We start from the raw sequence: 14,133 nt of genomic DNA, 5'->3' as shown, positions 1-14,133 counted from the left end.
CCCCGCGGCGATTCGAATTTGTTATGGAGTATAACGATTCGACCGCGGGCGACAAGACGGGAAAGCCCCGGGCGCATGGCGGCCGGGGTCGGGAAAAACCCGCGCTCAGCCCAGCGCTGCGCCTTCCGGCTTGGCTTCGGCCGTAGCCTGTGCCTTGAGCGACGGCACCGGGAAGACGATGTCGTACAGCCAGTTGTACACCAGCGCATAGGCCATGTAGAAGCCGGCCACGGCGATGTCCATGATGAGCGCGTCGAGCAAGCTGATGTCGAGATACCACGCCAGCGACGGCAAAAACACCACCAGCAGGCCCAACTCGAACAGCAGCGCGTGCAGCATGCGCACTGGCACCGACTTGCGCAGCTGGCCGGTGAAACGCAGCATGCCTCGGTCGAACAGCACGTTGTACAGGTAGTTCCAGCCGGTGGCGATCAGCGAGGCGACCGCGCCGATCAGCCCCATCTGGTGCAGTTCATAGCCGAAGGCCCAGCTTGCCAGCGGGGCGAAGATCAGCAGGCCGACCACCTCGAAGCCAACGGCATGGCGGATCCGGTCCCAGGTTTTGCGCATGGTTTCTCCTTGCGGGCAAACACGATGGAGCCTAGTCTATCTGCTGGGCAGGGATTGCCAAGTTGGATACTATCGGTTTGACAGATAGATGACGAGACGGAGATACGGATGAGTCTCTCGCTGGAGCAGTTGCAGGCCTTTGTCGCGGCGGCCGACACCGGCTCTTTTTCCGCCGCCGCGCGCCGGCTCGGCAAGGCCCAGTCGGTGGTCAGTGCGGCGGTGTCCAACCTCGAGATCGATGCCGGCAACGCCTTGTTCGACCGTGCCGGCCGCTACCCGGTGCTGACCCCGGCCGGCGAGCGGCTGCTGGCCGAGGCGCGCGTGATCCTGGAGCGCTGCGAGCATTTCCGCGGCGTGGCCAAGAGCCTGGGCGAGGGCGTGGAGACGCGGCTGGTGCTGGCGGTGGACGAGCTGTATCCGGAAGAGACGCTGGGCGGGCTGCTGGAAGAGTTTTCCCGGCGCTTCCCGGCGGTAGAGCTCGAGCTTCTCTTTCCGCTGATGGAGGACGTCAGCCGGCTGGTGCTGGAGGGCGGCGCCGACCTCGGCATCATGTGGCGCCAGGAGGTGCTGCCGCCGGAACTGGGCTTCCATGCGCTGGGCTGGATGCCGATGCAGATCCTGTGCGCGCCTGACCATCCGCTGGCGTCGCAGCGGGTCGACTGGGAAGAGCTCAAGCGCTACCGCCAGCTGATGGTCGCGACCCGCACTGACAGCGAGGAAAAGATGCGGCTGCGCGTCGCCGCCGACGTGTGGTGGGTCGAAAGCCAGTGGGTCATCGTCGAACTGGTCAAGCGCGGCCTGGGCTGGGCCTTCGTGCCATGGCACGTGGTGGCCAATTCTCCGGCCGCGGCGCAGCTGGTGTCGCCGCCGCTGGCGTTCCAGCAGCAGGACTGGCCGGTGGCGATGGAACTGGTCTGGCACAAGCAGCGGCCGCTGGGCAAGGCCGCCACCTGGCTGCGCGAGCGCATCTGCGCGCAGCCGTTGCCGAGCGCGCCACAGCGCGGCGCCTAGCGCTGTCCGACAGTGGCAGCTGCCGGGGCCGCGCCGCCAGCGCCGCCGCTTGCCGGCTGCGCGTGCCAGCCGCCGCCCAGCGCCTTGATCAGCACCACCGCCGCGGTGTACTGGCGCCCGCTGATCGACAGCGCGGTGCGCTCGGCGGTGTAGGCGCTGGTCTGCGCCGTGAGCACGTCGAGCAGGCCTGCGGTGCCGGCGCGGTAGCGGTTGTTGACCAGCGCCAGCGCCTCGCGCGCCGAGCGCAGCGCGTCGTTCTGCACCACCGCCTCCTGTTCCAGCAGCCGCTGCGCGGCGAGGTTGTCCTCGACTTCCTGGAATGCGCCCAGCACGGTCTGGCGGTAGTTGGCCACGGTCTGGTCGTAGGCGGCCACCGCCTGCGCCTTGGCCGCGCGGCGCGCGCCGCCGTCGAACAGCGTGCCGGCCAGCCCGCCGCCGATCGACCAGATCCGGTCCGGCAGCGACATCCAGCGCGCCAGCGTGCTGGCCGTCAGCCCGCCGCTGGCCGACAGCGACAGGGTCGGGTAGTAGGCCGCCTGCGCCACGCCGATTTGCGCATTGGCCGACGCCATGCGGCGCTCGGCCGCGCCGATGTCGGGGCGGCGCTCCAGCAGTTGCGATGGCAGCGCGGCCGGCACGCGCGGCGCGGCGGCGCGGAATTCGCCGGCGGCCAGCGACAGCGCCGCGGGCGGCTTGCCGACCAGCACGGCGATGGCGTGCTCCAGCTGCGCGCGCGTGATCTGGATATCGATCTGCTGCGCCTGCGCGCTCTTGAGCTGGGTCTCGGACTGCAGCACGTCGGAACGCTGCGCGGTGCCCGCCGCGTACTGGTTCTGCACCAGCTGCAGCGACTTCTGGTAGTCGGCCACGGTGCGGTCCAGCAGCGCCTTCTGCGCATCGGCCACGCGCAGCAGGAAGTAGCTCTGCGCCAGCGTCGCCTGCGTCGACAGCAGCGTCGAGGCCAGGTCGGCCTCGCTCGCCTGCGCGCCGGCCTCGCTGCTTTCTACCTGGCGCCGCACGCGGCCCCAGACATCCAGCTCCCAGGTCGCACCCAGTGTGAGGTTCTGCCCGTTGAGCGTGTTGCCGCTGGCGCCGCGCGCGCGCGACGCACCGGCCTGCGCATCAACGGTGGGGAAGAATCCCGCGCGCGCCGCCTGCAGCGACGCCACCGCCTGGCGATACTGGGCCTCGGCGGCCTTGATGTTCTGGTTCGAGATCTGCACCTCGGCCATCAGCGCATCGAGCTGCGCGTCGCCGAACACCGTCCACCAGTCGGCGCGCGCCAGCGCATCCTGCGGCTCGGCGGGCTTCCAGTCGCCGCGCCAGGCCGGGGTGGCGGCATCGGCTTCCTTGAAGGATTCGGACACCGGCGCATCGGGGCGCTGGTAGTCGGGGCCCACGGCGCAGCCGGCCAGCAGCAGCGTGCATGCCAGCGGCAGCGGCAGGGCATGGGTCAGCAAACGAGAAAAAGCGGTCATGGCGAATCTCTGCATCACTAAACGGCGGCCGGCTGGTCAGGCGTGCCGGCGCCGCGGCGGCGCTGGCGCCAGGCCTTGACCCGCAGGCGCCAGCGGTCCAGCGTCAGGTAGACCACCGGCGTGGTGTACAGCGTCAGCAGCTGGCTCACCACCAGCCCGCCGACAATGGAAATGCCCAGCGGCGCGCGCAGCTCGGCGCCGTCGCCGCGGCCCAGCGCGAGCGGCACAGCGCCCAGCAGCGCGGCCATGGTGGTCATCAGGATCGGGCGGAAGCGCAGCAGGCAGGCGCGGTAGATGGCGTCGCGCGGCGACAGCCCCTCGCGCCGCTCGGCGTCGATGGCGAAGTCGATCATCATGATCGCGTTCTTCTTGACGATGCCGATCAGCAGGATCACGCCGATCAGCGCGATGATGCTGAAGTCGGTCTTCGATGCCAGCAGCGCCAGCAGTGCGCCGACGCCGGCTGACGGCAGCGTCGACAGGATCGTCAGCGGGTGCACGTAGCTTTCATAAAGCACGCCCAGCACGATATAGATCGTGATCAGCGCCGCCAGGATCAGGATCGGCTGGCTCTTGAGCGAATCCTGGAACGCCTTGGCGCCGCCCTGGAAGTTGGCGCGCAGCGTCTCGGGCGCGCCGATGCGCGCCATCTCGCGCGTGATCGCGTCGGTCGCCTGCGACAGCGAAGTGCCCTCGGCCAGGTTGAACGAGATCGTAGAGGCCGCGAACTGGCCCTGGTGGTTCACGCCCAGCGGCGTGCTGCTCGGCGTCACGCGCGCGAACGCGGCCAGCGGCACGCGCTTGCCATTGCCGGTGACCACATAGATGTCCTTGAGCGCATCGGGCCCTTGCAGGTATTCCTGGCTCAGTTCCATCACCACGCGGTACTGGTTGAGCGGATGGTAGATGGTCGACACCAGCCGCTGGCCGAAGGCATCGTTGAGCACCGCATCGACCTGCTGCGCGGTCACGCCCAGGCGCGAGGCGGCATCGCGGTCGATGATCACCGAGGTCTGCAGGCCCTTGTCGTTGGTGTCGGTGTCGATGTCCTCCAGCCCCTTCAGGTTGGACAGCGCCGCGCGCACCTTGGGCTCCCACGTGCGCAGTACTTCCAGGTCGTCGGACTGCAGCGTGAACTGGTATTGCGAACTGCTCTGGCGCCCGCCCACTCGGATGTCCTGCACCGACTGCAGGAACAGGCTCGCGCCGGGCTCCTTGGCCAGCTTGCCGCGCAGCCGCGCGATGATGGCGTCGGCCGATTCCCTGCGCTCCGACAGCGGCTTGAGCGTGACGAACATCTGCCCGGTATTGCGCTGCGAGCCGCCGGTAAAGCCGGTCACGTTGACCACCGCCGGGTCTGACTGGACGATCTTGATGAAGCTGTCGAGCTTGCCGCGCATGGCCTGGAACGAGGTGGCCTGGTCGGCGCGGATAAAGCCGATCAGCCGTCCCGTATCCTGCTGCGGGAAGAAGCCCTTGGGCACGATTACATACAGGTACACGTTCAGCGCGATGGTGGCGATCAGCACCAGCCATACCAGCGGGCTCAGCCGCAGCGCGGTCGACAGCGAGCGCGCATAGCCGTCATGCAACCACTGGAACATGCGCTCGGTGGCGCGGAAGAAGCGGCCCTGCTTCTCCGGCTCCGCCGGGCGCAGCAGCCGCGCGCACATCATCGGCGTGGTGGTCAGCGAGACCACCAGCGACACCAGGATCGCCACCGACAGCGTGATCGCGAACTCCTGGAACAGCCGGCCGACGATGCCGCCCATCATCAACAGCGGAATAAACACCGCGATCAGCGACAGGCTCATCGATAGCACCGTGAAGCCGACCTCGCGCGCGCCGCGCAACGCGGCGGCGAGCGGCTTCATGCCTGCCTCGATATGGCGCGAGATGTTCTCCAGCACCACGATGGCATCGTCGACGACGAAGCCGGTGGCGATGGTCAGCGCCATCAGCGACAGGTTGTTCAGCGAGAACCCGGCCAGGTACATCACCGAGAACGTGCCGATCAGCGATACCGGCACCGCCACGCTGGGAATGAAGGTGGCGCGCACGTTGCGCAGGAACACGAACACCACCATGATCACCAGCGCCACCGAGATCATCAGCGTGTGCTCGACCTCGCGCAGCGAGGCGCGGATGGTGGGCGTGCGGTCCATCATCACGTCCATCGAGATCGCCGCCGGGATCATCTTCTGCAGTTGCGGCAGCATCGCGTTGACGCGGTCGACGGTCTCGATGATGTTGGCGCCGGGCGAGCGGTTCAGCACCAGCAGCACCGACGGCTTGCCGTTGGCCGAGCCGGCATTGCGGATGTCCTGCACCGAATCGACCACATTGGCCACGTCGCGCAGCCGCACCGGCACCGCGAACGCATTCGGCCCGCTGGTGGCGCTGGCGCCGCCGGTGGCGCCGCTGGTGATGGTGGTGGTGCCGCTGCTGGTGGTCAGCGTGGTCACGGTGACGCCGTTGACCACCTTGGTGCTGACCCCGCCGCTGGCGGCGGCGTTGGCGGTGCCGGCGATCAGCGCGCCGGCCGATGCCGACGAATACGTGCCCGGCGTGGCGTAGCGGATGATCAGCGGCAGGTAGTCTTCCGCCTTCATCGCCTGGTCGTTGGCGTAGACCTGCCAGTTGTTGCCGGCGTTCTCCAGCGTGCCGAGCGGCCGGTTGGCGTTGGTCGCGCTGATGGTGCTGCGCACGTCCTCGAGCGAGATGCCGTAGTTGTTCAGCGCGGTGGGGTTCAGCTCCACCCGCACCGCCGGCAGCGAGGCCCCGCCGATGGTGACCTGGCCCACGCCCTCGACCTGCGACAGCTTCTGCGCCAGGATGGTCGAGGCCGCGTCGTACAGCTGCCCGCGCGTCATGGTCGGCGAGGTCAGCGCGATGATCATGATCGGCGCGTCGGCCGGGTTGACCTTGCGGTAGGTCGGGTTGTTGGGCAGGCTGGTCGGCAGCGTCGCGCGCGAGGCGTTGATGGCGGCCTGCACGTCGCGCGCGGCGCCGTCGATGTTGCGCGACAGGTCGAACTGCAGCGTCACGCGGGTCGAACCCAGCGAGCTGCTCGAGGTGATCTCGGTCACGCCGGCGATGGTGCCGAGCGCACGCTCCAGCGGCGTGGCCACGGTGGCGGCCATGGTTTCCGGACTGGCGCCAGGCAGCGACGCCGATACCGAGATGGTGGGGAAGTCCACCTGCGGCAGCGGCGACACCGGCAGCAGCCGCAGTGCGGCCAGCCCCGCCAGCAGGATGCCGAGCGTCAGCAGCGCGGTTGCGACCGGGCGGTGGATAAAGGCGGCGGACAGGTTCATCGCTGGGCCGGCTCCTCGCCAGTGCCGCCTTCCTCGGGATCGCCGAAGCGGCGCTTGCGCCAGTCCTTCACACGCGTCGCCACGCGGTCGAAGGCGAGGTAGATCACCGGCGTGGTGAACAGCGTCAGCACCTGGCTCACCAGCAGCCCGCCCACCATGGTCACGCCCAGCGGCCGGCGCAGCTCGCTGCCGATGCCCGAGCCCAGCATCAGCGGCAGCGCCGCCAGCAGCGCGGCCATGGTAGTCATCAGGATCGGGCGGAAGCGCAGCAGGCAGGCCTGGAAGATTGCGTCACGCGGGCGCATGCCGCCTTCGCGCTCGGCCTCGAGCGCGAAGTCGATCATCATGATCGCGTTCTTCTTGACGATGCCGATCAGCAGGATGATGCCGATGATGGCGATGATGCCCAGGTCCTGGCCCGCCACCAGCAGCGCCAGCAACGCGCCGACGCCGGCCGACGGCAGCGTCGACAGGATCGTGACCGGGTGGATGGTGCTTTCATACAGCACGCCCAGCACGATATACATCGTCACCACCGCGGCCAGGATCAGCCACAGCGTGTTCGACAGCGACGCACGGAACGCCAGCGCCGCGCCCTGGAAGCTGGTCTGCATCGAGATCGGCAGCCCCAGCTCATGCTCGACCTGCGTGATCTTGTCGACCGCCGCGCCCAGTGATTCGCCGCGGGCCAGGTTGAACGAGATCGTCGCCGCGGGGAACTGTCCCTGGTGGTTGATTACCAGCGGCCCGGTGCGCTCAGTGATGCGCGCAAATGCGCCTAGCGGCACCTGGCCGCCGGAAGACGAAGGCAGGCGCAGCTCGGCCAGCGACTGCGGGCTCTTGCGGAATTCCGGCATGGTCTCGAGCACCACGCGGTACTGGCTCGACTGCGTGAAAATGGTCGACACCAGCCGCTGGCCAAAAGCGCTGTACAGCGCGCTGTCGATCACCGCGGTGGTGATGCCGAAGCGCGCCGCGGCGTCGCGGTCGATATCGACATAGGCGCGCAGGCCGTTGTTCTGCTGGTCGCTGGTGACGTCGCGCAGTTCGGGCTCCTGGCGCAGCCGCTCCACCAGTTTCGGCACCCACGTGGCCAGCGTCGCGGGATCGGGATCCTCCACCGTGAACTGGTACTGCGTGCGCGAGACCTTGTCCTCGATGGTCAGGTCCTGCACCGGCTGCGTGTACAGCGACACGCCGCCGAGGTCGTGCACCGCCTGCTGCAGCCGCTGCGTGACCACGTCGATGGCATCGCGCTCGCCCTTGGGCTTGAGGTTGATCAGCATGCGCCCGGCATTGAGCGTGGTATTGCTGCCGTCCACGCCGATGAACGACGACAGGCTGGCCACCGCCGGGTCCTGCATCACCACCTTGGCCACGGCTTCCTGCTTGCGCGCCATGGCGCTGAACGAGGTGGTCTGCGCCGCTTCGGTGATGCCCTGGATCACGCCGGTGTCCTGCACCGGGAAGAAGCCCTTGGGCACCAGCAGGTACAGCAGCACGGTCAGCGCCAGCGTGGCCACCGCCACCACCAGCGTGGCCTTCTGGCGATCCAGCACCCACTCCAGGCCGCGGCCGTAGCGCGCAATCACGTCGTCGAAGAAGCGGCCGGTGGCGCGGTGGAAGCGCGACAGCTTTTCTTCCGGCACGTGGTGCAGCAGGCGCGCGCACATCATCGGCGTGAGCGTCAGCGACACCACCGCCGAGATCAGGATCGACACCGCCAGCGTGATCGCGAACTCGCGGAACAGGCGGCCCACCACGTCGCCCATGAACAGCAGCGGGATCAGCACCGCCACCAGCGAGAACGTCAGCGAGATGATGGTGAAGCCGATCTGCCTGGAGCCCTTCAGCGCCGCCTGCATCGGCGAGTCGCCCTTTTCGATGTAGCGCATGATGTTCTCGATCATCACGATCGCGTCATCGACCACGAAGCCGGTGGCGATGGTCAGCGCCATCAGCGTCAGGTTGTTGATCGAGAACCCCGCCAGGTACATCACGCCGAAGGTGCCCACCAGCGATAGCGGCACCGCCACGCCGGGGATGATGGTGGCGGGGATATTGCGCAGGAACAGGAAGATCACCAGCACCACCAGCGCGATCGCCAGCAGCAGCTCGAACTGCACGTCCTCGACCGAGGCGCGGATGGTGGTGGTGCGGTCGGTCAGCAGCTGCACGTGGACCGACGCCGGCAGCGAGGTCTGCAACTGTGGCAGCAGCGCCTTGATGCGGTCGACCACCTCGATCACGTTGGCGCCCGGCTGGCGCTGGATGTTCAGCACGATCGCGGGCTTGTCGTTGGCCCAGGCGGCGAGGCGGCTGTTCTCGGGACCGTCGACGATCTCGGCCACGTCGGTAATGCGGATCGGCGCGCCGTTCTTGTAGCCCAGGATGATCTGGCGGTATTCGTCGGCTGAGCGCAGCTGGTCGTTGGCGTCGATGGTGGAGGCGCGCTGCGGGCCGTCGAAGCTGCCCTTGGCACCGTTGACGTTGGACGCCCCGATGGCGGTGCGCAGGTCGTCGATCGACATGCCCAGCGACGCCAGCGCAGCCGGGTTGGCCTGGATCCGCACCGCCGGGCGCTGGCCGCCGCTGATGGTGACCAGGCCCACGCCCTGGATCTGCGAGATCTTCTGCGCCACGCGTGTATCGACCATGTCCTGCAGCTTGGGCAGCGGCATGGTGTCCGACGTCATGGCGATGGTCATGATCGGCGCGTCGGCCGGGTTGACCTTGCTGTAGACCGGCGGCATCGGCAGGTCGGACGGCAGCAGGTTGCTGCCGGCGTTGATGGCGGCCTGCACTTCCTGCTCGGCCACGTCCAGCGGCAGCGTCAGCTCGAACTGCAGCGTGATCACCGAGGCGCCGCCCGACGAGGACGACGACATCTGCTTGAGCCCCGGCATCTGGCCGAACTGGCGCTCCAGCGGCGCGGTCACCGCCGAGGTCATCACGTCGGGGCTGGCGCCGGGGTACAGCGTAGTGACCTGGATGGTCGGGTAGTCGACCTCGGGCAGCGCCGACAGCGGCAGCAGCCGGTAGGCCACCAGCCCGGACAGCAGGATGGCCAGCATCAGCAGCGCCGTGGCGACCGGGCGCTCGATGAAGAGGCGGGACGGGTTCATGCGGTGTCCTTACTGCTGCGGCGCGCTCGCGCCGGTGCCGGCATCGCGGTGGCGCCGGCGTTCCCCTGGCGGCGCCGAGGCGCCGCCCGCGCCGGCATCGGCCTGCGCGCCGCTGGCACCGCCGGCGCCGTCGCGATGGCGCCGCGCGCGCGCACGCGGCTGGCTGGCCGGCGCCACCGCGGCGGCGCGCGCCGCCGGGTCGACAGTTTCGACCGTCATGCCTTCCTTGAGCCGGTCGGCGCCGTCCACCACCACGCGCTGGCCGGGCGCCAGGCCCTTGAGCACCGCACTGCGGCTGCCGTCGCCGGGGCCCAGCGTGACCACCTGCACCTTGACCTTGCTGGCTTCGTCCACGGTATAGACGAAGGTGCCCTGCTGGCCGCGCTGGATCGCCGCCACCGGCACCACGGTGGCGTCCTTGAGCGTGTCGACGCGCGTGCGCACGTTGACGAACTGGTTGGGGAACAGCATGCCGTCGGCGTTGGGGAATACCGCCTTGAGCTTGACCGTGCCGGTGGTGGTGTCGATCTGGTTGTCGGTGGTCAGCAGCGTGCCTTCGCCGAGCTGGTTGCGCACCTGGCGGTCCCAGGCCTGCACCGGCAGCTTTTCGCCGGCGTTGAGCTTCTTCAGCACCGACGGCAGGTTGTCCTCGGGGATGGTGTACATCACGGCGATCGGCTGGATCTGCGTGATCAGCGCGATGCCGTTGGTGTCGCCGGTATTGACGATGTTGCCCGGATCGACCTGGCGCAGGCCGATGCGGCCCGACACCGGCGCGACGATCTTCGTATAGCCGAGCTGCAGCCGCGCGTTGGCGACATTGCCCTGGTCGGTCTTGACCACACCCTCGTACTGGCGCACCAGTGCGTCCTGGGTGTCGACCTGCTGCTTGGAGATCGAGTCCTGGCCCAGCAGGGTGCGGTAGCGCTGCTGGTCCAGCCGGGCGTTCTGCAGCAGCGCCTGGTCGCGCGCCAGCTGGCCCACGGCCTGGTCGAGCGCGGCCTGGAACGGGCGCGGGTCGATCTCGGCCAGCACGTCGCCGGCCTTGACCATCTGGCCTTCCTTGAACAGCACCTTGAGCAGCGGCCCGGACACCTGCGCGCGCACGGTGACGTTCGAGACCGGGGTCACGTTGCCCAGCCCGTTCAGGACCACCTCCATGTCGCGCTGGACCACGGTGGCTACCACCACCGGAGAGCGCGGCATGCCGGCGCGCCCGCCCGGGCCGCCGGGACCTCCCGCCGCGGGGCCGCTGGCGCCGCCCGGGCCCCCGGCGATGCCCTTGGGGGCGTCGCCGCGGTGCGCATACCAGTACCAGCCACCCCCGGCCAGCAACAGCACCAGCAGCCCGGCATACAGGCCGCGCCGGTTCCTGCGCGGGGTGCCTGGCGGCAGGGGCGGGCGGGAAGACGGGGACGGGGAAGGGTTAGGTTGGCCTTGTTCGGGGTGGGACATGTACGAAATCCTGGGAACGGCGCGCCCCGGGGCGCGCCGTAATGTTCTGCTGGCAAGTGGCGATGCCGCAGTATGCCGCATCGCATGGGCGCTGGCCGGCCTTGCGGGGACGCGAGTCCAGGGGGCCGTCAGCGTGCCGGCGAGTGCCGTGCGGCGCGCATTGGGCGGCGCCGGCGGCGAGTCATGCGGCAAGGATAATGTGCCGGCGCGGACGCCCGTATTTCGGTGGCCGGCCGATTTATTACAGAGGATTACCAGGGCCCCGGGTGTAACCTGCGGAAACAAAACCGTCCGGCCGCCCAGGCGTATGTGGCGCCGGGGCTGACTATCATGTGCCTATGCGAACGAACCAGCCTACCCAGATCCTCGTTGTCGACGACGATCCCGAACTGCGCGACCTGTTGCGCGAATACCTGACCCAGCAGGGCTTCGCCGTCTCGGTGATGCATGACGGCGACGGCCTGCAGGCGCGCCTGGAGCGCGAGCGGCCGGCGCTGATCGTGCTGGACCTGATGATGCCCAAGGTCGACGGCCTGACCGCGCTGCGCAACCTGCGCGCCCGCAACGACGATATCCCGGTGATCCTGCTCACGGCCCGCAGCGACGAGATCGACCGCATCGTCGGCCTGGAAATCGGCGCCGACGATTACCTCGGCAAGCCGTTCTCGCCGCGCGAACTGCTGGCGCGCATCAATGCCGTGCTGCGCCGCAAGCTGGCGCGTCCGGCGGCGGCGCCCGAAGACCGCGAATCGGTCGCGTTCGGGCCGTTCCGCGTCAACTTCCGCCAGCGCACGCTGTTGCGTGCCGGCCACCCGCTGTCGATCAGCGATACCGAGTTCGCGCTGCTCAAGCTGATGCTGATGCATCCGCTCGAAGTGCTGTCGCGCGAGCGTATCGTCGAGCTGATGTACGGCAGCGCCAGCGGCATCAGCGACCGCGGCATCGACGTGCAGATCTGGCGCTTGCGCCGGCTGCTGGACGAGGACGCGCAGCGCCCGCGCTATATCCAGACCGTGCGCGGGCGCGGCTACACCTTCGTGCCCGATGAAGCGGAAGAGATTCCGGCTGGGCTCCCCGAATAATGGCTGCGGCCGCCACGAGCTGGCGCCGTTAGCCATCAGAACTGCCTTCCAATGAAGTTGCGACGTATCGATACCCTGTTCGGCCGCATTGCGCTGCTGATCGCCGCGGTGCTGGTGATCAGCCATTTCTCGTGGCTCGCCATCCTGCGCATGGACCGCCGCCAGCAGCAGGTCGACTATTCGGTAGAGCAGATGCTGTTCCAGCTCGACAGCATCGAGCGCGCGCTCGATGCGCGCCCGCCGGCGAAGCTGCCGAGCCTGGTGGAGACCGCCAATACCGCCGATGCCGACGAGCACGCCACCGTGCCAAAGGGCGGGCGTTCGCGCCGGCTGGTCGAGCAGTTTATCCGCAGGCTGCCGCAAGGCACCGAGATCCGCCTGGAGGACGAGACCACGCCGCGCATCTGGATCAAGCTGCCGGACCGCGCCAACTGGATCGCCATGCCGATCCTGTGGGTCCACAACCCGCCGCCGGACAACCGGCTGGTGCCCGGCGTGATGCTGGTGGTGGGCGTGGCGATCGTGTTCGCGGTGCTGATCGCGTGGCAGATCCAGCGCCCGGTGCGCGACATGGCCAACGCCGCCGCGCTGCTGTCGCGCCAGCACGCGGTGCCGCCGCTGCGCGAGCGCGGCCCGCACGAATTGCGCCAGCTGATCGAGCGCTTCAACCGCATGGTGGCCGACCTGGCCCGCATCGACCAGGAGCGCAACACCATGCTGGCCGGCATCGCGCATGACCTGAAGACGCCGCTGGCGCGCCTGCGCCTGCGCGCCGAGATGCTGGCCGATCCCAAAGCCGCGGCGGGCGTCACGCGCGATGTCGAATCGATGGCGGCCATCGTGGAACAGTTCCTGAGCTTCGCGCAGACCAGCGAGTCGACCGCGCGGCCGGTGCCGGTGGACCGGCGCGTCAACGAGCTGGCCGCCTCGCTGGCCGAGCAGGAACGCCAGGTGGTGCTGTCGCTGGGTGCGGGCGAGGGCTTCCGCATGATCGCCACGCAGCTGGACCGCATCGTCGGCAACCTGGTCGACAACGCCTACGCCTATGGCAAGCCGCCGGTCTGCATCGCGACCTCGCGCACGCCGGATGGCTACATGCTGGTGGTGGAGGACCAGGGCGACGGCATTGCCGACGATGACAAGGAGCGCGCCACGCTGCCATTCGTGCGGCTGGACCCGGCGCGCGGCGGCAATGCGCATTCGGGGCTGGGGCTGGCGATCGTCGACCGGCTGGTGCGGCAGGCGGGCGGCAAGCTCAATCTGGTGAACGCCGAGGGGGGCGGGTTGCGGGTGGAGATGGTGTTCGGGGCGGCGGTGGCGTGATGAAGGCGGCGGTGGCTTGATCACCGCTTGCCTGGCTCCCTCTCCCGCTTGCGGGAGAGGAGAGCAAACCGGCCGCATGCAAACGCTCGCAGCCGTTTGCCCCAAATCCTTCAGACCTTCTTCTTCTCCCCGATCCGGCTTTCCTTGCCCGCCAGCAGTTTGGCAATGTTCTGCCGGTGCCGTGCAATCAGCAGCACGCTGATCATGAAGATCGCGCCGGTCATGACATCGACGCCATTCATCAGCACGTGGAAGAACGGCGCGAAGATCGCCGCCATCAGTGCCGCCAGCGACGAATAGCGGAAGAAGAACGCGATGATCAGCCAGGTGGCCAGCGTGCCCAGGCCCAGGATCGGGTCGATCGCCAGCAGGATGCCGGCCGCGGTGGCCACGCCCTTGCCGCCGGCAAAGCGGTGGAACACGGGGAACAGATGGCCCAGGAATACCGCCAGCGCGACCATGGCGAGGCCGGTGTCGTTGAGGCCGTGCGACGGGCCGAAGCGCGCCGCCAGCCAGACCGCCAGCCAGCCCTTCAGGGCATCGCCGATCAGCGTCAGGATCGCGGCCTTCTTGTTGCCGGTGCGCAGCACGTTGGTGGCGCCGGGATTGCCCGAGCCGTAGGAGTGCGGGTCCGGCAGCCCCATCAGCTTGCTGACGACCACAGCGAAGGAAACGGAGCCGATCAGATAGGCGGCAAGGGCAAAAAGCAGATTGGCCATGTGGAGTGGGATGTTTGCAGGCTGGCGCGATTGTAGCGCGGCGGGGGCCGCCG

9 protein-coding genes are annotated in these 14,133 nt (G+C 68.7%); 3 read left to right on the top strand and 6 right to left on the bottom strand.

All coding sequences use genetic code 11. From position 1 onward, the window contains the following. Window positions 1-105: 105 nt before the first annotated feature. The gene (locus tag E5S69_RS05910; RefSeq protein WP_171514094.1) at window positions 106-570 is read right to left on the bottom strand and encodes a PACE efflux transporter; all 465 of its coding nucleotides are present in this window, start codon (window positions 568-570) and stop codon (window positions 106-108) included. A gap of 108 nt (window positions 571-678) precedes the next feature. Here E5S69_RS05910 and E5S69_RS05905 point away from each other — a divergent pair, with 108 nt between their 5' ends. After that, window positions 679-1,581: a LysR family transcriptional regulator gene (locus tag E5S69_RS05905; RefSeq protein WP_171514093.1), complete on the top strand. Its 903-nt coding sequence runs from the start codon at window positions 679-681 to the stop codon at window positions 1,579-1,581. On the opposite strand, the gene E5S69_RS05900 is transcribed toward E5S69_RS05905, so the two are convergent. Genes E5S69_RS05900 through E5S69_RS05885 form a run of 4 tightly spaced genes read right to left on the bottom strand, consistent with a single transcriptional unit; the run spans window position 1,578 to window position 10,956 of the window. After that, complete coding sequence (locus tag E5S69_RS05900) at window positions 1,578-3,059, bottom strand: efflux transporter outer membrane subunit (protein ID WP_171514092.1); 1,482 nt, start codon at window positions 3,057-3,059, stop codon at window positions 1,578-1,580. The two genes, E5S69_RS05905 and E5S69_RS05900, sit on opposite strands and share 4 nt — an antisense overlap. Window positions 3,060-3,076: 17 nt before the next feature. Beyond that, window positions 3,077-6,376 carry an efflux RND transporter permease subunit gene (locus E5S69_RS05895; protein ID WP_171514091.1) on the bottom strand — a complete coding sequence of 1,100 codons (3,300 nt, stop codon included), beginning with the start codon at window positions 6,374-6,376 and terminating at the stop codon, window positions 3,077-3,079. Further along, window positions 6,373-9,501, bottom strand: a complete 3,129-nt coding sequence (locus E5S69_RS05890) for an MdtB/MuxB family multidrug efflux RND transporter permease subunit (protein ID WP_171514090.1) — start codon at window positions 9,499-9,501, stop codon at window positions 6,373-6,375. The genes E5S69_RS05895 and E5S69_RS05890 overlap by 4 nt, the downstream gene beginning before the upstream one ends. A 9-nt stretch (window positions 9,502-9,510) precedes the next feature. Further along, a complete protein-coding gene (locus E5S69_RS05885) occupies window positions 9,511-10,956 on the bottom strand; it encodes an MdtA/MuxA family multidrug efflux RND transporter periplasmic adaptor subunit (protein ID WP_171514089.1) in 1,446 nt (481 codons plus the stop codon). A gap of 338 nt (window positions 10,957-11,294) precedes the next feature. On the opposite strand from E5S69_RS05885, the gene E5S69_RS05880 reads away from it, so the two are divergent. Together E5S69_RS05880 and E5S69_RS05875 are read left to right on the top strand one after the other, a co-directional pair. Then, window positions 11,295-12,038 (top strand): response regulator, encoded by a 744-nt coding sequence (locus E5S69_RS05880; protein WP_171514088.1) that lies wholly within the window; start codon window positions 11,295-11,297, stop codon window positions 12,036-12,038. 51 nt (window positions 12,039-12,089) lie between these two features. After that, the gene (locus E5S69_RS05875) at window positions 12,090-13,361 is read left to right on the top strand and encodes an ATP-binding protein (RefSeq protein WP_171514087.1); all 1,272 of its coding nucleotides are present in this window, start codon (window positions 12,090-12,092) and stop codon (window positions 13,359-13,361) included. Between the two features lie 110 nt (window positions 13,362-13,471). Here the strand turns inward: E5S69_RS05875 and plsY are convergent, their stop codons facing one another. Next, window positions 13,472-14,080 (bottom strand): glycerol-3-phosphate 1-O-acyltransferase PlsY, encoded by a 609-nt coding sequence (gene plsY, locus E5S69_RS05870; RefSeq protein ID WP_171514086.1) that lies wholly within the window; start codon window positions 14,078-14,080, stop codon window positions 13,472-13,474. Between the last annotated feature and the right edge of the window lie 53 nt (window positions 14,081-14,133).

Origin of the sequence: Cupriavidus necator (assembly GCF_013141915.1) — a bacterium.
In the GTDB taxonomy this organism is placed as follows: Bacteria; Pseudomonadota; Gammaproteobacteria; order Burkholderiales; family Burkholderiaceae; genus Cupriavidus; species Cupriavidus necator_B.
The sequence above is the reverse complement of the archived record's forward strand: the minus strand, read 5'-3'. Positions and strand labels throughout refer to the sequence as shown.